Origin of the sequence: Streptomyces sp. MH60, assembly GCF_002939385.1 — a bacterium.
Classification (GTDB): Bacteria; Actinomycetota; Actinomycetes; order Streptomycetales; family Streptomycetaceae; genus Streptomyces.
In genome coordinates this window covers 1-19,250 of the sequence record NZ_MULI01000016.1, presented here as the reverse complement: position 1 = coordinate 19,250, position 19,250 = coordinate 1, and the positions used below count along the sequence as shown (strand labels likewise).

At 72.0% G+C, this 19,250-nt stretch carries 21 protein-coding genes; 5 read left to right on the top strand and 16 right to left on the bottom strand.

The annotated features are described in order from the left end of the window. Nucleotides 1-1,013, bottom strand: a 1,013-nt coding sequence (locus BZZ08_RS39505) for a serine/threonine-protein kinase (protein WP_241965461.1), incomplete at its 3' end; no start/stop codon positions are given. 93 nt (nt 1,014-1,106) lie between these two features. Then, nucleotides 1,107-1,955 carry a menaquinone biosynthetic enzyme MqnA/MqnD family protein gene (locus BZZ08_RS13275; protein WP_104632399.1) on the bottom strand — a complete coding sequence of 283 codons (849 nt, stop codon included), beginning with the start codon at nt 1,953-1,955 and terminating at the stop codon, nt 1,107-1,109. 292 nt (nt 1,956-2,247) lie between these two features. Here BZZ08_RS13275 and BZZ08_RS13270 point away from each other — a divergent pair, with 292 nt between their 5' ends. Further along, nucleotides 2,248-2,451 carry a cold-shock protein gene (locus tag BZZ08_RS13270; RefSeq protein ID WP_003974443.1) on the top strand — a complete coding sequence of 68 codons (204 nt, stop codon included), beginning with the start codon at nt 2,248-2,250 and terminating at the stop codon, nt 2,449-2,451. A gap of 146 nt (nt 2,452-2,597) precedes the next feature. Continuing rightward, a complete protein-coding gene (locus BZZ08_RS13265) occupies nt 2,598-3,242 on the top strand; it encodes a class I SAM-dependent DNA methyltransferase (RefSeq protein ID WP_104632398.1) in 645 nt (214 codons plus the stop codon). Nucleotides 3,243-3,260: 18 nt separating this feature from the next. Here BZZ08_RS13265 and BZZ08_RS13260 read toward each other — a convergent pair whose 3' ends face one another. Both BZZ08_RS13260 and BZZ08_RS13255 read right to left on the bottom strand, forming a co-directional pair. Beyond that, entirely contained in the window at nt 3,261-5,189 is a 1,929-nt protein-coding gene (locus BZZ08_RS13260) for an AMP-dependent synthetase/ligase (protein ID WP_104632397.1), read from the bottom strand. Nucleotides 5,190-5,412: 223 nt separating this feature from the next. Then, nucleotides 5,413-6,699 carry an acetyl-CoA C-acetyltransferase gene (locus BZZ08_RS13255; RefSeq protein WP_104632396.1) on the bottom strand — a complete coding sequence of 429 codons (1,287 nt, stop codon included), beginning with the start codon at nt 6,697-6,699 and terminating at the stop codon, nt 5,413-5,415. Between the two features lie 127 nt (nt 6,700-6,826). Here BZZ08_RS13255 and BZZ08_RS13250 point away from each other — a divergent pair, with 127 nt between their 5' ends. Both BZZ08_RS13250 and BZZ08_RS13245 read left to right on the top strand, forming a co-directional pair. After that, the gene (locus BZZ08_RS13250; protein WP_104632395.1) at nt 6,827-8,119 is read left to right on the top strand and encodes a 3-oxoacyl-ACP reductase; all 1,293 of its coding nucleotides are present in this window, start codon (nt 6,827-6,829) and stop codon (nt 8,117-8,119) included. Beyond that, a complete protein-coding gene (locus tag BZZ08_RS13245; protein WP_104632479.1) occupies nt 8,119-8,991 on the top strand; it encodes a MaoC family dehydratase in 873 nt (290 codons plus the stop codon). Before BZZ08_RS13250 ends, BZZ08_RS13245 begins: the two co-directional genes overlap by 1 nt. Here the strand turns inward: BZZ08_RS13245 and BZZ08_RS13240 are convergent. The 11 genes from BZZ08_RS13240 to BZZ08_RS13195 all read right to left on the bottom strand — a co-directional run bounded on the left by BZZ08_RS13240 (nt 8,976) and on the right by BZZ08_RS13195 (nt 17,975). Next, nucleotides 8,976-9,689, bottom strand: a complete 714-nt coding sequence (locus tag BZZ08_RS13240) for a TetR/AcrR family transcriptional regulator (protein WP_104632394.1) — start codon at nt 9,687-9,689, stop codon at nt 8,976-8,978. The two genes, BZZ08_RS13245 and BZZ08_RS13240, sit on opposite strands and share 16 nt — an antisense overlap. A gap of 71 nt (nt 9,690-9,760) precedes the next feature. Continuing rightward, nucleotides 9,761-11,083, bottom strand: a complete 1,323-nt coding sequence (locus tag BZZ08_RS13235) for a dicarboxylate/amino acid:cation symporter (protein ID WP_104632393.1) — start codon at nt 11,081-11,083, stop codon at nt 9,761-9,763. A gap of 72 nt (nt 11,084-11,155) precedes the next feature. Next, nucleotides 11,156-11,257 (bottom strand): putative leader peptide, encoded by a 102-nt coding sequence (locus BZZ08_RS39940; protein ID WP_309546884.1) that lies wholly within the window; start codon nt 11,255-11,257, stop codon nt 11,156-11,158. A gap of 140 nt (nt 11,258-11,397) precedes the next feature. Continuing rightward, a complete protein-coding gene (locus tag BZZ08_RS13230; protein ID WP_104632392.1) occupies nt 11,398-11,697 on the bottom strand; it encodes a DUF4229 domain-containing protein in 300 nt (99 codons plus the stop codon). An 89-nt stretch (nt 11,698-11,786) separates the two neighbouring features. Further along, entirely contained in the window at nt 11,787-12,311 is a 525-nt protein-coding gene (locus BZZ08_RS13225; protein ID WP_104632391.1) for a GNAT family N-acetyltransferase, read from the bottom strand. Nucleotides 12,312-12,327: 16 nt separating this feature from the next. Further along, nucleotides 12,328-12,966: a UdgX family uracil-DNA binding protein gene (locus BZZ08_RS13220; protein WP_104632390.1), complete on the bottom strand. Its 639-nt coding sequence runs from the start codon at nt 12,964-12,966 to the stop codon at nt 12,328-12,330. 151 nt (nt 12,967-13,117) lie between these two features. Continuing rightward, the gene (gene mqnE / locus BZZ08_RS13215) at nt 13,118-14,281 is read right to left on the bottom strand and encodes an aminofutalosine synthase MqnE (RefSeq protein ID WP_087789939.1); all 1,164 of its coding nucleotides are present in this window, start codon (nt 14,279-14,281) and stop codon (nt 13,118-13,120) included. 44 nt (nt 14,282-14,325) lie between these two features. Further along, nucleotides 14,326-14,784 (bottom strand): Lrp/AsnC family transcriptional regulator, encoded by a 459-nt coding sequence (locus BZZ08_RS13210; protein WP_007443788.1) that lies wholly within the window; start codon nt 14,782-14,784, stop codon nt 14,326-14,328. A 67-nt stretch (nt 14,785-14,851) separates the two neighbouring features. Continuing rightward, the gene (locus BZZ08_RS13205; protein ID WP_104632389.1) at nt 14,852-15,502 is read right to left on the bottom strand and encodes a UbiX family flavin prenyltransferase; all 651 of its coding nucleotides are present in this window, start codon (nt 15,500-15,502) and stop codon (nt 14,852-14,854) included. Between the two features lie 113 nt (nt 15,503-15,615). After that, nucleotides 15,616-16,521, bottom strand: coding sequence for a menaquinone biosynthesis prenyltransferase MqnP (gene mqnP, locus BZZ08_RS13200; RefSeq protein WP_104632388.1), 906 nt, complete (start codon nt 16,519-16,521; stop codon nt 15,616-15,618). Then, the gene (locus BZZ08_RS13195; RefSeq protein ID WP_104632387.1) at nt 16,518-17,975 is read right to left on the bottom strand and encodes a menaquinone biosynthesis decarboxylase; all 1,458 of its coding nucleotides are present in this window, start codon (nt 17,973-17,975) and stop codon (nt 16,518-16,520) included. Before BZZ08_RS13195 ends, mqnP begins: the two co-directional genes overlap by 4 nt. A gap of 87 nt (nt 17,976-18,062) precedes the next feature. Between BZZ08_RS13195 and BZZ08_RS13190 the strand changes: the two genes are divergently transcribed. After that, nucleotides 18,063-18,371, top strand: a complete 309-nt coding sequence (locus BZZ08_RS13190; RefSeq protein ID WP_104632386.1) for a PLD nuclease N-terminal domain-containing protein — start codon at nt 18,063-18,065, stop codon at nt 18,369-18,371. Between the two features lie 114 nt (nt 18,372-18,485). On the opposite strand, the gene BZZ08_RS13185 is transcribed toward BZZ08_RS13190, so the two are convergent. Continuing rightward, nucleotides 18,486-19,250, bottom strand: a 765-nt coding sequence (locus tag BZZ08_RS13185) for a LamG domain-containing protein (protein WP_274543266.1), incomplete at its 5' end; no start/stop codon positions are given.

Sequence of the window (19,250 nt, the reverse complement as noted above, 5' to 3'; positions counted from 1 at the left end):
AAGGCACCGACGGCCGCCACGCCCTCCCCCGGGCCCTGCGAAGCACCGGCCCCGTCCTCCCCGCCCGCCGTGACCGACGGCCGGCTGAACCCCACCGGTCCCGACGCCTCGCCCTCGGCCGCCTCCAGGTTCAGCAGCTGTACGGCGCTCCGGCTGACCCGCTCGACCAGTGGCCCCGGCAGCCAGCCGCCGGTCACCAGGCGGGCCGCGCCCTCGGGGGCCAGGCGCCGGGCCACCTCGCCGGGGGCCGGGCGGGCGGCCGGGTCCTTGGCGAGGCAGCAGGCGACCAGCTCGCGCAGTTCCCCGGCCAGGCCGTCGAGGCTCGGCTCCTCGTGGACGACCTTGTAGAGGAGCGCGGCCGAGGAGTCCCCGGGGAAGGGCGGCCGCCCCGTCGTCGCGTACGCCAGCACGGCGCCCAGCGAGAAGACGTCCGCCGCCCCGGTCACGCCCTTGCCGAGGATCTGCTCGGGGGACATGTAGCCGGGCGAGCCGATGGACACGCCCGTCGAGGTCAGGGAGGCGGTGCCCTCCGTGGCGCGGGCGATGCCGAAGTCGATCAGGAGGGGGCCGTCGAGGGTGAGCAGGACGTTGGACGGCTTCACGTCACGGTGGACGAGGCCCAGCTCGTGCACCGCGGCCAGCGCCTCGCCGAGGCCCGCGCCGAGCGCCCGTACCGAGTGGGCGGGCAGCGGGCCGCCGTCCGCCACGGCCGCCGTCAGGGACGGACCGGCCGCGTACGCCGTGGCGACCCACGGCACGCGCGCCTCGGGGTCCGCGTCCAGTACGGGCGCGGTCCAGGCGCCGCCGACCCGGCGCGCGGCGGCCACCTCGCGCCGGAACCGGGCCCGGAACTCCTCGTCCAGCGCGAAGTGCGGGTGCACGATCTTCACCGCGACCGTGCGGCCGCCGGTGCTGCGCCCCAGGTAGACCCGGCCCATGCCGCCGGAGCCCAGCCGGCCGAGCAGCCGGTAGGGCCCCACCACCGTGGGCTCGTCGACTTCGAGCGGCCGCATGGCGTCCACCCCTCCCCCGTACGCCGATACCTGTCAGCAGGGTAGTGGGCCGCCCGCGGAAGGCCCCAGAGAGAAGGGGGCCCCGGCTGCGGATCAGGGCCGCAGCAGCTCCACCTTCACGTCCGCCGGAAAGCCCGTGGTGGGGCCGACCCGGCGGGCGAACTCGGTGACCGCCTCCAGCTGCGGGGCGCCGAAGCGGAAGTCGAGCGTGGTGAAGTACTTCGCGAGGGTCTGCTCGTCGAAGGCCTCCCAGCGGGCGGCCTGCTCCGCGACCTTCTCCACCTCCTCCAGGGAGAGGTTGCGGGAGGCGAGGAAGGCCTCGTGCACCTTGCGGGTGATGACCGGCTCGCGCTCCGCGTAGTCCCGCCGGGCCGCCCAGACCGCGAAGACGAACGGCAGGCCGGTCCACTCCTTCCACAGGGCGCCCAGGTCGTGCACGTCGAGGCCGTAGCGCGGGCCGTCGATCATGTTGGCGCGCAGGGCCGCGTCCCCGATGAGGACGGCCGCGTCGGCCTCCTGCATCATCAGGCTCAGGTCCGGCGGGCAGGTGTAGTAGTCCGGCTGGACGCCGAAGCGTTCCGCCAGGAGGAGCTGGGCGAGGCGTACGGAGGTGCGCGAGGTCGACCCGAGGGCGACCCGGGCGCCGTCCAGGCGGTCCAGCGGGACCTGGGAGACGATCACGCACGACATCACCGGGCCGTCGCAGCCGACGGCGATGTCGGGGAAGGCGACGAGGTCGTCGGCGTTCTTGAGGAATTCGACCAGGGTGACGGGACCGATGTCGAGATCGCCGCGCACCAGCTGCTCGCTGAGCTTCTCCGGGGTGTCCTTCGTCAGCTCGAAGTCGAGGAGCGTGCCTGTTCTCGCGAGCCCCCAGTACAGGGGCAGGCAGTTCAGGAACTGGATGTGGCCGACGCGCGGCCGGGTGCGAGAATTGTCCACATCGCGAGGCTAGCCCTCCCCCGGGGTCGCCCCGTCGCCGACCCCCGGCGTCAGCCGAACGGCGCAGGTGTTCAAACGTCCGAGTGAAGTGATCTTGACCTCTGTTGCGCTCGGGGGCCTGCGTGCTACGCTCACAGCAAGTTGCAGTTTGGTTTCCCTTGCAGTACAGAGCCTGCGGAGCATGTGACCGCGGGCTCTCGTCGTTCTCAGACGTATGCAGTTGTGCGGCATTCAAAGTCTTCACATTTGCTGGTTCTGGAGCAGGGCAACCCTTTGGGCCCAAGGAGGGCTTATGGCTACCGGAACCGTGAAGTGGTTCAACGCCGAAAAGGGCTTTGGTTTCATCGCCCAGGAAGGCGGCGGCCCGGACGTCTTCGTCCACTACTCCGCGATCAACGCTCAGGGATTCCGTTCCCTCGAGGAGAACCAGCAGGTGTCCTTCGACGTCACGCAGGGCCCCAAGGGTCCGCAGGCGGAGAATGTCACTCCTGTCTGATTGACAGCAGTACCCAAGGAGCCCCGCGCCGTTCTCGGCGACGGGGCTCCTGCCCTTTCCCGACGTCTCCGTGAACGTCCCGATCGCCCCGCCGCCCCGCGGCCCCGCCCGCCCCGGCTGTCAGTGGCCGCCACTAGGGTCCGCCCATGACCACCGACCCCGCCTTCGTGGCCACCACCCGGACCTTCTACGACGCCATCGCCGAGGACTACCACGCCCGGTTCCGCACCGTGCTCGACGACGCCCCGCTCGACCGGGCGCTGATGGGCGCGTTCGCCGAGCTGGTGGGGCCCGAGGGGCAGGTGGCCGACCTCGGCTGCGGGCCCGGCCTGGTCACCGCGCACCTGGCCTCGCTGGGCCTGCGGGTCTTCGGCCTGGACCTGTCCTCCTCGATGCTGGCGATCGCGCGCCGCGAGAACCCCGGACTGCGGTTCGAGCAGGGGTCCATGCTGGACCTCGACCTGCCGGACGGCGCCCTCGCGGGGGCGGTCTCCTGGTACTCGTCGATCCACACGCCGTGGGAGAAGTTGCCGGACCTCTTCGGGGAGGTGCGGCGCGTACTGGCCCCGGGCGGGCATCTGCTGCTGGGCTTCCAGGTCGGCGACGAGCCCCGCCACCACGACCGCCCGTGGGGGCACCCGGTGGCCCTGGACTTCGAACGGCGGCGGCCGGAGCCGATGGCGGAGCTGCTGGAGCGGGCCGGGTTCACCGTGCTGTCCCGGACGGTGCGGATCACCGAGGAGACCACCGTCGCCCAGGTACCGCAGGCGTTCCTCATCGCCCGCCGCTGAGCACCCGCCGGGCGGCCCCTACCCCTCGTACAGCCCCTCCACCGCGCCCGCGAAGTCCCGCATGATCGCCTCGCGCCGGAGCTTCATGGAGGGGGTCAGATGGCCCTCCCACTCGGTGAAGTCCCTGGGCAGGACGGCGAAGCGGCGGATGGACTCCGGGCGGGAGACCAGCTTGTTGGCCTCGTCGACGGCCCGCTGGAGCACCGCGTGGACCTCCTCGTCGTCGGTCAGCAGCTCCGGCGGCACGGGGTGCTTGCCGTTCATGCGGCGCCAGTGGCTGACACCGTCGGGATCGAGGGTGAACAGCGCGGAGACGTAGGGGCGGCGGTCGCCCAGGACGATGCACTGGGAGATCAGGGGGTGGGAGCGCAGCCAGTTCTCCAGCGGGGCCGGGGCGACGCTCTTGCCGCCCGCGGTGATCAGCAGCTCCTTCTTGCGGCCGGTGATGGTCAGATAGCCCTCGTCGTCCAGGCTGCCGAGGTCGCCGGTGGCGAACCAGCCGTCGGGGGCGGCCTGGACGACGCCGCCGGCCTGCGGGTCCCAGTAGCCGTGCAGGACCTGCTCGCCGGCGACCAGGATCTCGCCGTCGGCGGCGATCCGGATGCGGGTGCCGGGCAGCGGCCATCCGACCGTGCCCAGGCGCGGCTTGAGCGGGGGCGTGACGGTGGCCGCGGCGGTGGTCTCGGTGAGGCCGTAGCCCTCGAAGATCTCGATGCCGGCCCCGGCGTAGAAGGCGGCCAGGCGGCGGCCGAGCGGGGAGCCGCCGCAGATGGCGTACTTGACCCGGCCGCCCATGGCGCCCCGGATCTTCCGGTAGATGAGCGGGTCGTAGAAGGAGCGGGCGGTCCTCAGGCCGCGGCCGGGGCCGCCGCCCGCGCCGGTCTGGCGGGCCTCCTTGGCCTCGCCGTAGCGCACCGCCACCGAGACGGCGCGGTCGAAGGCCGAGGCCCGGCCGCCGGACTCGGCCTTGGCGCGGGCGCTGTTGAAGACCTTCTCCAGCATGTACGGGATGGTCAGCAGGCAGGTGGGGCGGAAGGCCGCCAGGTCGGGGAGCAGGTCCTCGGGCTTCAGGCTCGGCGCGTGGCCGAGGCGGACCCGGGCGCGGACGCAGGCCACGGCGACCATCCGGCCGAAGACGTGGGACATCGGCAGGAAGAGCAGGATCGAGGGCTCCTCGCCGGTCTCCGCCTTGAAGACGGGGTAGAGCAGCTCGATCGCGTTGTCGACCTCGGCGAAGAAGTTGCCGTGGGTCAGGACGCAGCCCTTGGGGCGGCCGGTGGTGCCGGAGGTGTAGATGAGGGTGGCCAGGGTGGACGGGCCGAGCATGCCGCGGCGCACCTCCACCTCCGCGTCCGGCAGCCGCGCGCCCAGCTCCGCGAGCCGCTCCACGTGGCCCTTCTCCATGACCCACAGGTGCTTGAGGTCGGGGATGCGGTCCAGCTCGGGGCCGAGCGCCGCGGCCTGCGCGGTGGTCTCGGTGACCAGGGTGACGGCGCCGGAGTCCTGGAGGATCCACCGGGTCTGGAAGAGGGAGGAGGTCGGGTAGACGGGGACGGTGACCAGACCGGCCGCCCACGCGGCGAAGTCCAGCAGCGTCCACTCGTACGTCGTCCGCGCCATGATCGCGATGCGGTCGCCCGGCATCAGGCCCTCGGAGATCATGCCCTTGGCCACCGCCAGCACCTGCGCGGCGAACTCGGCCGCCGTGACGTCGCTCCAGTCGCCCTCCGGCGACCTGCGGCTGAGGACGACCTGGCCCGGGACCGCCGCCGCGTTGTCGAAGGGCAGGTCGGCGAGGGACCCGCGGCGCACCGGCGGCGCGAACGGCGGTACGTACGCCTCCCGGACGGCCCCGTCCAGCATCCGCGTCTCGGGCGCCACCAGGGTGGGGCCGGGCGAGTCGGCGTAGGCGGCGGATGCGGCGAAGGACGGAAGCGGGGTGGACACGGGCGGCTCCTGGGACGTGCAGCAAAGACACTGCTTCTGCTGTCGCTGCTCTGCTGCATGACGTACGTGCCTCGCGCGCCGAGGCGTTCATCGCCGGTTCCGCGGACATGGGTTACCGGCGGTCAGTCTCGGGATCGTACGGTGCCCACGTGAGGAGTTGGTGCGCGTTCGGGGACGGTCCCGCGCCGGACGTGTGCAGTGTTGGGGGTTACCTGAGGGTAAGTCACGTTCGTTCGAGTATGGCCGTGACGCCCTGGCCGCCCGCCGCGCAGACGGAGATCAGGCCGCGCCCCGGTCCTTCCCGCTCGGCGAGCAGGGTGGCCAGTGTCGCCACGATCCGGGCGCCGGTCGCGGCGAAGGGGTGGCCGGTGGCGAGGGAGGAGCCCGCCACGTTCAGCCGGGCCCGGTCCACGGGGGCCAGGCCCCGCTTCTCCCAGGCGGCCAGCGTGGCCAGCACCTGGGACGCGAACGCCTCGTGGATCTCGACGAGGTCGAAGTCCCCGGTCCCGAGCCCGGCCCGCTCCAGCATCCGCGGGACCGCGTAGGCGGGCGCCATCAGCAGCCCGTCCTCGCCTCCGGCCACGTCCCCGCCGACGAAGTCCACGGCCGCCGTCTCGTACGCCGTGAGGTAGGCGAGGGGTGCGATGCCCCGGGCCTCGGCCCACTCCTCGCTCGCCAGGAGCACCGTCGCGGCGCCGTCCGTCAGGGGCGTGGAGTTGCCCGCCGTCATGGTGGGGCCGGGGGCGTCGAGGCCGAACACCGGCTTGAGCGCGGCCAGTTTCTCCACGGTCGAGCCGGGGCGCAGGTTCTGGTCGCGGGCCAGGCCGCGGAAGGGGATCACCAGGTCCTGGAAGAGACCGCGTTCGTACGCCGCCGCCAGCCGCTGGTGGCTCGCGGCGGCCAACGCGTCCTGTTCCTCACGGGAGATGTCCCAGGCGCGTGCGGTGACCGCGGCGTGCTCGCCCATGGACAGGCCGGTGCGCGGCTCGGCGTTGCGGGGGATGTCGGGGACCAGGTGCCCCGGGCGGATCCTGGCCAGCGCCTTCAGCCGGGCGCCGGTGGACTTGGCCCGGCGGGCCTCCAGCAGGATGCGGCGCAGCCGGTCGTTGACGCCGAGCGGCGCGTCGCTCGCGGTGTCGGCACCGCCCGCGATCGCCGACTCGGTCTGGCCGAGGGCGATCTTGTTGGCGGCGGCGATCACGGCCTGGAGTCCGGTGCCGCAGGCCTGCTGGATGTCGTAGGCCGGGGTGCGCGGGTCGAGTGCCGAGCCGAGGACCGTCTCGCGGGCGAGGTTGAAGTCCCGGCTGTGCTTGAGGACGGCGCCGGCCACGAACTCGCCGACCGCGCCCGGCTCCTGGAGGCCGTGCCGCTCGACCAGGCCGTCGAGGGCCGCGGTGAGCATCTCCTGGTTGGAGGCGGTGGCGTACGGCCCGTCGGAGCGGGCGAAGGGGACGCGGGCGCCGCCGAGGACCGCGACGCGGCGCGTGGGCTGCGGTGCCAGAGGGCTCATCTCGACCTGCTCCTCACCCGTGACATAGGCTTACCTCCGGTAACCTTACTCCAGAGTAAGCAGTCGCGGGCAGGACCGGTCTCTGGAGGACCTACTGGACACGTCGCAGTCGTTGGGGAGACAGGACATGGCCGACCGCTATCTCAGCTTCACCGGCACCGCACCCGGCCGTTTCCTCACCCGGAGGCTGGGTCTGCCGCAACCCGCCGAGCTGCGGCGGGACGCGCTCGACGGCGGCCTGCTGCACCTCACGGCCGGCAAGCCGGACCCCGGCCTCGCGCCCGTCCTGGCCCGCACGGGCCTGCCCCGGGACGAGGACGGCCGGCCCGCCGCCGTCGTCCTGGACGCCACCGGCGTACGGGACGTCGACGCGCTCGCCGAGGTGCACGCCGCGCTGCACCCCGTCGTACGGTCCGTCGCCGCGAGCGGCCGCGTGGTGGTGCTCGGCGCCCCGCTCGACCCGGCCGACCACCACCAGGCCGCCGCCCAGCAGGCGTTGGAGGGGTTCACGCGCTCGCTCGGCAAGGAGATCGGGCGGGGCAGGACGGTCAACCTCGTACGGCTCACCGACGCGGCCCCCGCCGAGTCGACCCTGCGCTTCCTCCTCTCCCCCGCCTCCGCCTACGTCAGCGGCCAGGTGATCGAGGTCGGGACGGCGGGCGAGGGCGCCGTCCCCGACGACTGGGCCCTCCCCCTCGCCGGGCGCACCGCCCTGGTCACCGGCGCCGCACGGGGCATCGGCGCGGCGGTCGCCCAGACGCTGGCCGGACAGGGCGCCCAGGTCGTCGTCCTGGACGTGCCGCAGGCCGAGGACGCGGCACGCCGGGCCGCCGAACGCCTCGGCGGCACCGCCCTCGCGCTGGACATCACGGCCGCCGACGCGGGTGAGCGCATCGCCTCCGCGCTGCCCGGCGGGCTCGACATCCTGATCCACAACGCGGGCGTCACCCGCGACCGGCGCCTGGTCAACATGCCCGCCGAGCGCTGGAGTTCGGTGCTCGACGTCAACCTCGCGAGCGTCCTGCGCACCACGGACGCGCTGCTCGCGGCGGGCGCCGTCAACCGGGGCGGCAGGATCGTGGCGACGGCCTCCATCGCCGGGCTCGCGGGCAACGCGGGCCAGACCAACTACGGCGCGAGCAAGGCGGGGATCGTCGGCCTGGTCCGCTCGCTGGCACCCCGCGCGCTCGCCGGGCACGGGGTGACGGTGAACGCGGTGGCGCCGGGCTTCATCGAGACGAAGATGACGGCCGCGGTCCCCCTCTTCATCCGCGAGGCCGGCCGCCGCATGAACTCCCTCGCCCAGGGCGGCCTGCCCGTCGACGTCGCCGAGACCACCGCCTGGCTCGCCCACCCGGCCTCCGGCGCGGTCAACGGCCAGGTCGTACGGGTCTGCGGCCAGAGCCTGCTGGGGGCGTGATGACCACCGCGGCCCCGACCACCAGCACCCTGTCCGGCGTCCCCGCCCTCGCGCCGCTCCTCGCCCGGGGCGCGCTCCTGTCGCCTCTCAAGCGGCCCCGCCCGGACGCGGACTTCCCCCGCACCCGGCTGGTGCTGCTCGGCCTGCGCGTCGACCTCGCGCGGCTCGCGGCGTACGAGCGGGTGTGCGGGTTCGCGACCGGCGCGGACGCGCTTCCGGTGACGTATCCGCACGTGCTGGGCTTCCCGATGGCCATGCGCCTGATGAGCGCCCGGGACTTCCCGCTGCCCCTGCTCGGGCTCGTGCACACCTCCATCGCCATCACCCGGCGCGCCGCCCTGCCCGCCACCGGCGGGTACGCACTCGCCGTGCACGTCGAGGGGCTGGCCCCGCACCGGCGCGGCACCGAGGCGACGGTGGTCACGGAGCTGCGCGCCGGGACCGACGTCGTGTGGGAGTCCCGCAGCACCTACCTGGCCCGGCACCGCACCACCGCCCCGGCCGCCGCCGGGGGAACCTCCCCGGAAGACCGGCAGCCCCTCCCCGCACGCGCCGAATGGCGGCTGGCGGGTGACGTCGGACGCCGCTACGCCGCCGCGTCCGGTGACCGCAACCCGATCCACCTGCACCCGCTCACCGCCCGCCTGTTCGGCTTCCCGCGGGCCATCGCGCACGGCATGTGGACCGTGGCCCGGTGCCTCGCCGAGCACGGGACACCGGACGCGGCCGTGGTGCGGGCGGAGTTCCGGGCACCGGTGCTGCTGCCGGGGACGGTGGCGTACGGGGCCGAGGACGGGCGGTTCGAACTGCGCGGCGCCCGCGACGGACGGCTGCACCTGTCCGGCGGGGCCGGGCCCTATCCGGCGGCCTGAGCCACCGGCGCCGGGTCCGGCTCGGGCCTCTCCGCCGACTCCGCCCACTCCGCCGGCTCCTCCGGCGGGGACCACGGCCGCCCCGCCATCAGGTCGCCCAGGCCCGCCCAGGCGAAGTTCATCAGGGTCGCCGCCGCCTGCTTCGCGGTGACGCCCTCGGTGGCACCCGCCCAGTCGGCGAGCGACTCGGCGGCGCCGACCAGCGCCTCGGCCAGTCCGGCGACCTCGCCCTCGGGCAGATGCGGGTCCCGGTGCGCGTCCCGTGCCGCGGCGGCGATCAGCTGCGTCACGAACGCGACGATCTCCTCGCGCATCGCCGCCACCTCGGCCGCGAACCGCTCCCCGTGCGTACGGGCGTGCAGGTGCAGCACCCGCCAGGCGTCCGGGTGCCGCGCGGTGTGGCTGAAGAACGCCCGCAGCCCCGACCAGAGTTGCCCGTCCGCGGAGAGCCCCGGACGCACACCGGCCCGCACCGCCTCGGTGAGGGCGCGGGCCTCGCGGCTGATGCAGGCGCTGAAGAGGTCGTCCTTCGAGTTCAGGTACAGATACACCAACGGCTTGGACACACCCGCCAGTTCGGCGATCTCGTCCATCGACGCCGCCATGTACCCGCGCCGCCCGAACACGCTCACGGCGGCGTCCAGCATCTGCTGCTCACGGACCGCACGCGGCATCCGCTTGGTCTTCCCAGCACCCATGCGAATCAGCGTACGGTCCGTGCGGCGGTGATCAGGACGTCAGCACGGCGCCGACCCCTCGATCACGACGGTCAGGCGGCGACCGGAACCGGCTCCGCGTCCTGCTTCTGACGCTCGGGCTCGTCGATCGGCGAGGCGTGCGCCTCGTCGTACGCCTTGCGGTCGAGCAGCCCCTCGCGGGCCGAGACGATGACCGGCACGAGGGCCTGGCCCGCGACGTTGGTCGCGGTGCGCATCATGTCCAGGATCGGGTCGATGGCGAGGAGGAGGCCGACGCCCTCCATGGGCAGGCCCAGGGTGGACAGGGTCAGGGTGAGCATGACCGTGGCGCCGGTGAGGCCGGCCGTGGCGGCGGAGCCGACCACCGAGACGAAGGCGATCAGCAGGTAGTCGCCGACGCCGAGCTGGATGTCGAAGATCTGCGCGACGAAGATCGCGGCGATCGCCGGGTAGATCGCGGCGCAGCCGTCCATCTTGGTCGTCGCGCCGAACGGCACGGCGAAGGACGCGTACTCCTTCGGGACGCCGAGGCGCTCGGTGACCTTCTGGGTCAGCGGCATGGTGCCGACCGAGGAGCGGGAGACGAAGGCCAGCTGGATGGCGGGCCAGGCGCCCTTGAAGAACTGGAGCGGGCTGGCCTTGGCGACGGTGGCGAGCAGCGTCGGGTAGACCACGAACATCACGAGGGCGCAGCCGACGTAGATGTCGGCGGTGAAGGTGGCGTACTTGCCGATGAGGTCCCAGCCGTAGGTGGCGATGGCCTTGCCGATGAGGCCCACGGTGCCGAGCGGGGCGAGGCGGATGACCCACCACAGGGCCTTCTGGAGGAGTTCGAGGATCGACTCGCTCAGGTTCAGGATCGGCTGGGCCTTCTCGCCGAGCTGGAGGGCGGCGATACCGGCGACGGCGGCCATGAAGACGATCTGCAGGACGTTCAGCTCGGTGAACGGCGTGATGACGTCGGTCGGCACGATGCCGGTCAGGAAGTCGATCCAGGAACCGGTGTGCTCGGGCTTGGCGCCGTCGGCCGGGGTGAGGCCGGTGCCGGAGCCGGGGTTGGTGACCAGGCCGATGACGAGGCCGATGGCCACCGCGATCAGCGACGTGATCATGAACCAGAGGAGGGTGCGGGACGCCAGGCGGGCGGCGTTGTTGACCTTCCGCAGGTTGGTGATCGACACGAGGATCGCGAAGAAGACCAGCGGTGCGACGGCCAGCTTCAGCAGGCCGATGAAGGTGTCACCGACCTTCTCCAGGGTGGTGACCAGCCACGATATGTCCTGGCTGCGGGCCAGCCAGCCCAGCAGGACGCCGAGGACGAGACCGGCGAGTATCTGGGCCCAGAAGGGCACCTTGAGGTACTTCGTGAAAGAAGAGGGTGAAGACACGGACATGCTCCGTAGGGGGACGGGACGCGGGATGGGACGCGCTGAGCTGACGTGGGGACGACTGGTGAGGGGGGAACGTCAGGGGCGACAGTTCGCGGACGCGCACCGGCAGAGGTCCACGTGCAGGCGCGCCACGAGCGCGAGGCGCTGTGGTGTGGTGGGCGCGGCTGCTTGCTTCATGCGCACGACTTTAACACCCATGCTTTGAGACACTCAAAGCCATACTTTGAGAGGCAGGAGTGCCCTACTGCCCGTAAAACGCAAAGCGCCCCGGTTTCCGGTGAAATCGGAAGCCGGGGCGTGCGGGTACGTGACGGACGTTACGAGGTCTGGCCCTGCGCCCGCGCGGTGTCGTCGGCGCTGTCCTCCTGGCCGCGGTTGGCCTCCAGGTTGGCCTTCATGCGGTCCACCCGGCCCACGACCTGGACCGAGGCCCGGTCCCGCTCCTTGCGCAGCGCGACGTAGCTGATGGGGGCGGAGATCAACAGGGAGAGCAGCAGGATCCACATGCCGTTGGAGTCACCGAGACCGCGCGGGAAGACTCCGGCGTAGACGAGTCCCCAGACGACCACGAGGCAGCCCGCGAAGATCCCGAGGCGCATCAGCGTGTAGCGGAGCATCTCAATCCACTCTTCCGTTTCTGGCACAAAGAGGCACGGTCCAGTGAAACATGCCGGGCCGTCGATCGTGCAGGGGGGTCGGACGGCGGTCAGCCCAGGGGCAGCAGCATGAAGACGTCGTCCCGGTCGTCGCCGGGCGCGACCCGGATCGCACCGGGGACCCGGCCGACCTCCTTGTAGCCGCAGGACTCGTAGAACCGCTCCAGGCCGAGCCCGCCGCGGCAGGTGAGCCGTATCGCCTCGATGCCGTCGCAGGCGCGGGCGGCGTCGGCGGCGGCGGCCATCAGGTCCCGGCCGTAGCCCCGGCCCTGGTGGCGCGGGTGGACCATGACCGTGTAGAGCCACAGCCAGTGCCGCATCAGGCGGTGGGTGTTGAGGGCGAGGAACGCGGTGGCGGCCACCCGCCCCTCCTCGTCGTGGCCGACGAGCAGACGGGTGCGCCCTTCGGCCATGCCTGTCATGTGCTTGACCAGCTCGGGGCGGATGTCCTCGCGCGTCACCGGCGGCACGAAGCCCACGGAGCCGCCGGCGTTGGAGACGTCGGTCCACAGGTCGAGGACGCCGTCACGGAGGTCGGGGGTGACGGCCGGATCGAAAGTGAAAGTAAGGGACACTGTGCAATAGTAACCATTACCCGAGTGCTCGTGCGGCGGTTTTCAGGTCCGAGACCAGTCCCCGGTAGGCCCCCTCCCGGTCGTCGGACCGCAGCACGGCCGACGGGTGCACGGTCGGCACCAGCCGTTCCGGCCGCCCGTGGATCTCCTCCTCCAGCACCGTGCCGCGCACCTGGGTGACCCGGAAGGAGGAGCCGAGCAGCGCCTTCCCGGCCGTGGCGCCCAGCACCACGATCAGCTCGGGCTCCACCCGGTCCAGCTCGGCGGCCAGCCAGGGGCCGCAGGCGGTCATCTCGCGCAGGGTGGGCGCCTTGTGGATACGGCGCTTGCGGGGCTCGGCCCGGGTGAACTTGAAGTGCTTGACGGCGTTGGTGACGTACGCGTCCGCCGGGTCGAGGCCGGCTTCCGCCAGCGCCCGGTCGAGGAGGTGCCCGGCGGGGCCGACGAACGGCTTGCCCTGCCGGTCCTCCTGGTCGCCGGGCTGCTCGCCGACGAGCATGAGGCGGGCGGTCGCCCGGCCGGCGCCGAAGACGGTCTGGGTGGCGTCGCGGTGCAGGGGGCAGCCGCGGCAGTCGGCGGCCGCCTTGCGCAGGGCGGGGAGGCCGCCGCGTGTGGGAACGAAGGGTTGTGCGGTGTAGTCGTCCTCGGTGGCCATGGGGGTGCGGGTACCCGCCGCGGACGGTTCGATCCGATGCCGTGCGCGGGCCGCGTGCGGCTGGTCGCGCAGTTCCCCGCGCCCCTTTCAGGGGCGCGGGGAACTGCGCGAACGGCCCCCACTCACCCGCACCCGAGAAACAACCGGAAATTCACACCCGCATCGGCTGCGGCGACTCCCGCCGCGCCGGGTCGGGCCCCTCGTACTCCCGCAGGATCTCGTACCGCGTGTTCCGCTCGACCGGCCGGAACCCGGCGTCGCGGATGAGGTCCAGCAGATCCTCACGCGTCAGCTTGTTCGGCGTGCCGAAGTCGTCCGCGTCGTGCGTGATCTTGTACTCGACGACCGAGCCGTCCATGTCGTCCGCGCCGTGCTGGAGGGCCAGCTGGGCCGTCTGGACGCCGTGCATGACCCAGAAGACCTTGACGTGCGGGACGTTGTCGAAGAGGAGACGCGAGACGGCGAAGGTCTTCAGGGCCTCCGCACCGGTCGCCATCTGCGTACGCGCCTGGAGGCGGTTCCTGACCTTGCCGTCCTTCATGTCCACGAAGTCGTGCTGGTAGCGCAGCGGGATGAAGACCTGGAAGCCGCCCGTCTCGTCCTGCAGCTCACGCAGGCGCAGCACGTGGTCCACGCGGTGGCGGGGCTCCTCGATGTGGCCGTAGAGCATGGTGCACGGGGTCTTCAGGCCCTTCTCGTGGGCCAGGCGGTGGATGCGGGACCAGTCCTCCCAGTGGGTGCGGTGGTCGACGATGTGCTGCCGCACCTCCCAGTCGAAGATCTCCGCGCCGCCACCGGTGAGGGACTCCAGACCGGCGTCGATCAGCTCGTCCAGGATGTCGGAGGCTGACATCCCGGAGATGGTCTCGAAGTGGTGGATCTCGGTGGCCGTGAACGCCTTGAGCGAGACGTCCGGCAGCGCGGCCTTCAGTTCGCGCAGCGAGCGCGGGTAGTAGCGCCACGGCAGGTTGGGGTGCAGGCCGTTGACGATGTGCAGCTCGGTGAGGTTCTCACCCTCCATCGCCTTGGCGAGCTTCACCGCCTCCTCGATGCGCATCGTGTACGCGTCCTTCTCCCCCGGCTTGCGCTGGAAGGAGCAGTACGCGCAGGAGGCGGTGCACACGTTGGTCATGTTGAGGTGGCGGTTGACGTTGAAGTGGACGACGTCGCCGTTCTTCCGCGTCCGCACCTCGTGCGCGAGGCCGCCGAGCCAGGCGAGATCGTCCGACTCGTACAGCGCGATGCCGTCCTCGCGGGTCAGCCGCTCACCGGAGCGGACCTTCTGCTCCAGCTCGCGCTTGAGCCCGGCGTCCATGCGATACCTCTTTCTGAGACAGACGGGTCAACCGTACGCCCCGGCTACTGGACCTCTTCCGGCAGCTCGCCCACCCGGTTCTCCCACTTGGTGGAGAGAACGATGGTGGTACGGGTCCGGGACACGCCCTTGGTGCCCGACAGCCGCCGGATGATGCTCTCCAGGCCGTCCACGTCGGCGGCGCGCACTTTGAGCATGTAGGAGTCGTCGCCGGCGATGAACCAGCAGTCCTCGATCTCCCGCAGCTCCTTGAGGCGCTGGGCCACGTCCTCGTGGTCGGCGGCGTCGGAGAGCGAGACGCCGATCAGGGCGGTGACGCCGAGGCCGAGCGAGGCGGCGTCCACGGTGGCCCGGTAGCCGGTGATGACACCGGCCGCCTCCAGCCGGTTGATGCGGTCGGTGACGCTGGGTCCGGAGAGACCGACCAGGCGCCCCAGCTCCGCGTAGGAGGCCCGGCCGTTCTCCCTCAGGGCCTGGATGAGCTGCCTGTCCACCGCGTCCATGCGATCGAAGCCTTCCACTGAAGAATTCTGAAGATGTGGGTAACAAACGTGTGGGGGGAGGTGGTGCTCAGGTGGTGGGGCGGGCCCCGCCGAGGTCGCCGCGCCAGCGGCGGTAGAGGTCGTGCCCGACGCCCGCCGCGTCGAGGACGCGTCCGGCGACGAAGTCCACCAGGTCCTGGATGTGCGTCGCCCCCGCGTAGAAGGCCGGGGAGGCGGGCACCACGCGCGCGCCGGCGTCGTCCAGGGTCACCAGGTGCCGCAGCGTCCGGCCGTCCAGGGGGGTCTCCCGTACGGCGACGACCAGCCTGCGGCGCTCCTTGAGGGTCACGCTCGCGGCGCGCTGGAGCAGGTCCTTCGACAGCCCGAGCGCGACACCGGCCACGCAGGCCGTCGACGCGGGCACGATCAGCATGCCCTTCGTCGCGTACGACCCCGAGGACGGCCCGGCCGCGAGGTCGCCCGCGCTCCAGTGCCGTACGCCCGAGACGTCCGCGTCGAAGGTGTCCGGCTTTCCGTCGGCTCCGCGGGCCAGCCATTCGCGCAGGTCCTGCTGCCAGTGGGCGTCGCGGAAGGGGATGCCGGTCTCGTCGAGCAGGGTGAGCCGCGAGGCCCGGCTGACCACCAGGTCGACGCTCTCGCCGGCGGCTAGCAGCGCACGCAGCACGGCGGCGGCGTACGGGGTGCCGGACGCCCCGGACACCCCCACGATCCAAGGCACGCGCTGCGAATCTCCTGGGTTCACATCTTGAGCCTACCGGTGGACGGGGCAGTCCTCAGGACCGGTCCGCCGCCTCGGGATCGACGGGGAGCCGAAGCGTGTCGACCCCGTGCTCAGACGCTCAGACCCCGCACGAGCAGATCCAGCAGGGCGCACACGAACAGGGCGATGCCGATGAAGCCGTTGACCGAGAAGAACGCCCTGTTGAGGCGGGACAGGTCGGTGGGGCGCACGATGGTGTGCTCGTAGAGGAATGCACCCGCGACGATCAGCAGTCCGAGCCAGAAGAAGACACCGGCGTCGGTGGCGACGGCGTACCAGGCGAACAGGGCCGTGGTGACCGTGTGGCAGGCGCGGGCGCCCCAGATCGCGGCCGGGACGCCGAAGCGGGCCGGGACGGACTTCACGCCGACCTGCCGGTCGGTCTCGACGTCCTGGCAGGCGTAGATCAGGTCGAAGCCGCCGATCCAGATGCCGACCGCGAGGCCGAGGATCACGGCCTCCCAGGACCACTCGCCGCTGATCGCCAGCCAGCCGCCGATGGGGCCCATGGCCTGGGCGAGGCCGAGGATGGCCTGCGGGAAGTTCGTGAACCGCTTGCCGTACGGGTAGACCACCATCGGGATCACCGCGATGGGGGCCAGGGCCAGGCAGAGCGGGTTGAGCAGGGCCGCCGCGCCGAGGAAGACGACCAGGGCGATCAGCGCGCCGGTCCAGGCGTGCTTGACCGACATGGCGCCGGTGACCAGTTCGCGGTGGGCGGTGCGCGGATTGCGGGCGTCGATCTCGCGGTCGATGATCCGGTTGACCGCCATCGCGAAGGTGCGCAGGCCCACCATGGCGACGGTGACGAGGAGCAGCCGGCCCCAGTGGATGTTCTCGTCCCACCGGTACATCGCGGTCAGCGCGGCGATGTAGGCGAAGGGCAGCGCGAACACCGAGTGCTCGATCATCACCAGGCGCAGGAACGCCTTGGTGCGCCCCGGCTGCTGCGGCAGGGCGGCGGAAGCCGACGTCACAGTCCGTACTCCTTCCAGCGGCGGTCGACCTTCGCCGCCGTCTCCGGGTCGGACAGCACCATGTCCGGCCACCCCCCGTCGCGCGTGTACCCCTCCTCGGGCAGCTTCTTCGTGGCGTCGATGCCCGCCTTGCCTCCCCAGAACTGCTGGTAGGAGGCGTGGTCGAGGTGGTCGACCGGACCTTCCACGACGGTGAGGTCACGGCCGTAGTCGGTGTTGCCGAGCGCCCGCCAGGCGACCTCGTGCAGGTCGTGGACGTCGCAGTCGGAGTCGACGACCACGATCAGCTTGGTCAGGGACATCATGTGCGCGCCCCAGATGGCGTGCATCACCTTCTGGGCGTGCTTGGGGTACTTCTTGTCGATCGAGACGATCGCGCAGTTGTGGAAGCCGCCGGCCTCGGGGAGGTGGTAGTCCACGATGTCCGGGACGATGATCTTGAGGAGCGGGAGGAAGAAGCGCTCCGTGGCCTTCCCCAGCGGGCCGTCCTCCGTCGGGGGGCGGCCGACGACGATCGACTGGAGCAGCGGGCGCTTCCGCATCGTCACGCAGTCGATCTTCAGCGCGGGGAAGGGCTCCTGCGGGGTGTAGAAGCCGGTGTGGTCGCCGAAGGGGCCCTCGGGGAGCATCTCGCCGGGCTCCAGCCAGCCCTCGATGACGACCTCCGCGTGCGCGGGGACCTGGAGCGGGACCGTCTTGCAGTCGACCATCTCGATCCGCTTGCCCTGGAGGAAACCGGCGAACAGGTACTCGTCGATGTCGCCGGGGAGGGGCGCGGTGGAGGCGTAGGTCACGGCGGGCGGGCAGCCGAAGGCGATGGCGACCGGCAGCCGCTCACCGCGACGGGCGGCCACCTGGTAGTGGTTGCGGCTGTCCTTGTGGATCTGCCAGTGCATGCCGATGGTGCGCTTGTCGTGGCGCTGGAGCCGGTACAGGCCCAGGTTCCGGATGCCCGTGTCCGGGTCCTTGGTGTGGGTCAGGCCCAGGTTGAAGAAGGAACCGCCGTCGTCCGGCCAGGTGAAGAGGGCGGGGAGCCGGTCCAGGTCCACGTCGTCACCGGTGAGGACGACCTCCTGGACGGGGGCGCTGCCCGGCTTCACCTTCTTCGGCGGTACGTGCGTCATCGTGCCGAGCTTCCCGAAGGCCTCGCGCATGCCGACGAAGCCCTGGGGCAGCTCGGGACGGAGCAGTCCGCCGATCTTGTCCGAGATGTCGGAGTACGACTTGAGGCCGAGGGCCTTGAGCAGGCGTCGGTCGGTGCCGAAGACGTTCATCGCGAGGGGCATGTCGGAGCCCTTCACGTTCTCGAAGAGCAGCGCCGGGCCGCCCGCCTTGTTCACCCGGTCGACGATCTCCCCGACCTCCAGGTACGGGTCCACCTCGGCCTTGATGCGCTTGAGGTCGCCCTCGCGCTCCAGAGCCCTGAGCAGGGAGCGAAGATCGTCGTAAGCCATGCGGTCCAGTATCCCCGAGCGGCTACCCTGGCCCTGTACCTGGGGGCCCTGACACGTCCCCACCCCTCGCTTGAGCTGGAGAGGCCCATGCTCCGGGTGCTGATGTTCCTCGTGCCACTGGCACTGAGCGTCTACGCGTTCATCGACTGCATCAGCACGAAGGACGCCGACATCCGCCACATGCCCAAGCCGCTGTGGGCGATCCTCGTGCTGCTCTTCCCGCTGGTCGGCTCGATCTCCTGGATCATCGCCGGAAAGAAGCGGCAGCCCGCCGGCTCCTCGCCCTGGCAGGGCGGCGGCGGGCGGCGGCAGTGGGTGGCGCCGGACGACAACCCCGACTTCCTGAAGTCCCTGGAGAAGGACGACGAGAAGGACAAGGACGGGGACAAGGACTAGGACGGGGGCAGGGGGCTGGATCCTGGTCCGGCGCCGGGAGGCGGCGGACCGGGTGCTCGTGTCTTCGGCACGACCGCCCCGACTGCCGTCCCACGGAACGCGAATGAGTCCCCGTCAGCCCGGTTGCGCGAGCTTCGCGACCCGCGCCGGGCTCAGCGCCCGGTCGAAGGCCCGTACGTCGCGGATGGCGCCGGGGAAGAAGTCGCGGGGCTGCCCGTCGAAGGAGGCCCGGCCGATGATGAAGGCGCCGGTGGCGGGCGCGGGGCCGGTGTCCTCGACGACCGCCTCCTCGACACCGTCGACGTACAGGCGCAGCTTGCGGTCCCGGCCGTCGCAGACGCCGGTCAGGTGGGTCCAGACGTGCGCGGCCGGAGCGGTACGGCCGACGGCGCGCAGGCCGGGGCGGGAGAAGGCCCAGCCCTGGTCCTCGCTGGAGAACTGGAGGTAGAAGCCGCTGGCGTCGGCGCTGTCCTGGCTGACGGCGGTGGCGAAGGTGCCCGGCAGGACGGAGAGGCGGACCCAGGCGGCGACGGTGAAGCTGCGCCCCGCGCCGGTCTGCAGCACCGGGCCGTCGGTCACGATCTGGCTGCCGGTCCCGTCGAAGGCGGCGCCTTCCCCTGCGCCCTGCCAGGCGACGCCGGTCACGGTGCCGTCGTGGCCGCCCGCGGTGTCCCGCGCGACCTGGCCGGAGGCCTCGTCCAGGGGCCACAGCCCGACCGGCCCCGGGGGCGGCGGCGACGCGGAGGAGGGCGACGGCGAGGGTGCGGCACCGTCCGGTGCGCCCGACGCGTCCGAGGCCGCCGGGCGGTTGAGCCAGAACCCGGTCCCGACACCGAGGGCGGCGAGCGCGCCCGCGCGGGACAGCAGGAAGGCCCGCCG

What these genes read in the sequence shown, in the direction of transcription:
- BZZ08_RS13235 (WP_104632393.1), bottom strand. Translation starts at nt 11,083, where the DNA reads ATGTCCGTGTCTTCACCCTCTTCTTTCACGAAGTACCTCAAGGTGCCC.
- BZZ08_RS39940 (WP_309546884.1), bottom strand. Translation starts at nt 11,257, where the DNA reads ATGAAGCAAGCAGCCGCGCCCACCACACCACAGCGCCTCGCGCTCGTG.
- BZZ08_RS13245 (WP_104632479.1), top strand. Translation starts at nt 8,119, where the DNA reads ATGACCACCGCGGCCCCGACCACCAGCACCCTGTCCGGCGTCCCCGCC.
- mqnE (WP_087789939.1), bottom strand. Translation starts at nt 14,281, where the DNA reads ATGGACGCCGGGCTCAAGCGCGAGCTGGAGCAGAAGGTCCGCTCCGGT.
- BZZ08_RS13240 (WP_104632394.1), bottom strand. Translation starts at nt 9,689, where the DNA reads ATGGGTGCTGGGAAGACCAAGCGGATGCCGCGTGCGGTCCGTGAGCAG.
- BZZ08_RS13255 (WP_104632396.1), bottom strand. Translation starts at nt 6,699, where the DNA reads ATGAGCCCTCTGGCACCGCAGCCCACGCGCCGCGTCGCGGTCCTCGGC.
- BZZ08_RS13195 (WP_104632387.1), bottom strand. Translation starts at nt 17,975, where the DNA reads ATGGCTTACGACGATCTTCGCTCCCTGCTCAGGGCTCTGGAGCGCGAG.
- BZZ08_RS13220 (WP_104632390.1), bottom strand. Translation starts at nt 12,966, where the DNA reads ATGGCCACCGAGGACGACTACACCGCACAACCCTTCGTTCCCACACGC.
- BZZ08_RS13265 (WP_104632398.1), top strand. Translation starts at nt 2,598, where the DNA reads ATGACCACCGACCCCGCCTTCGTGGCCACCACCCGGACCTTCTACGAC.
- BZZ08_RS13190 (WP_104632386.1), top strand. Translation starts at nt 18,063, where the DNA reads ATGCTCCGGGTGCTGATGTTCCTCGTGCCACTGGCACTGAGCGTCTAC.
- BZZ08_RS13230 (WP_104632392.1), bottom strand. Translation starts at nt 11,697, where the DNA reads ATGCTCCGCTACACGCTGATGCGCCTCGGGATCTTCGCGGGCTGCCTC.
- BZZ08_RS13210 (WP_007443788.1), bottom strand. Translation starts at nt 14,784, where the DNA reads ATGGACGCGGTGGACAGGCAGCTCATCCAGGCCCTGAGGGAGAACGGC.
- BZZ08_RS13270 (WP_003974443.1), top strand. Translation starts at nt 2,248, where the DNA reads ATGGCTACCGGAACCGTGAAGTGGTTCAACGCCGAAAAGGGCTTTGGT.
- BZZ08_RS13250 (WP_104632395.1), top strand. Translation starts at nt 6,827, where the DNA reads ATGGCCGACCGCTATCTCAGCTTCACCGGCACCGCACCCGGCCGTTTC.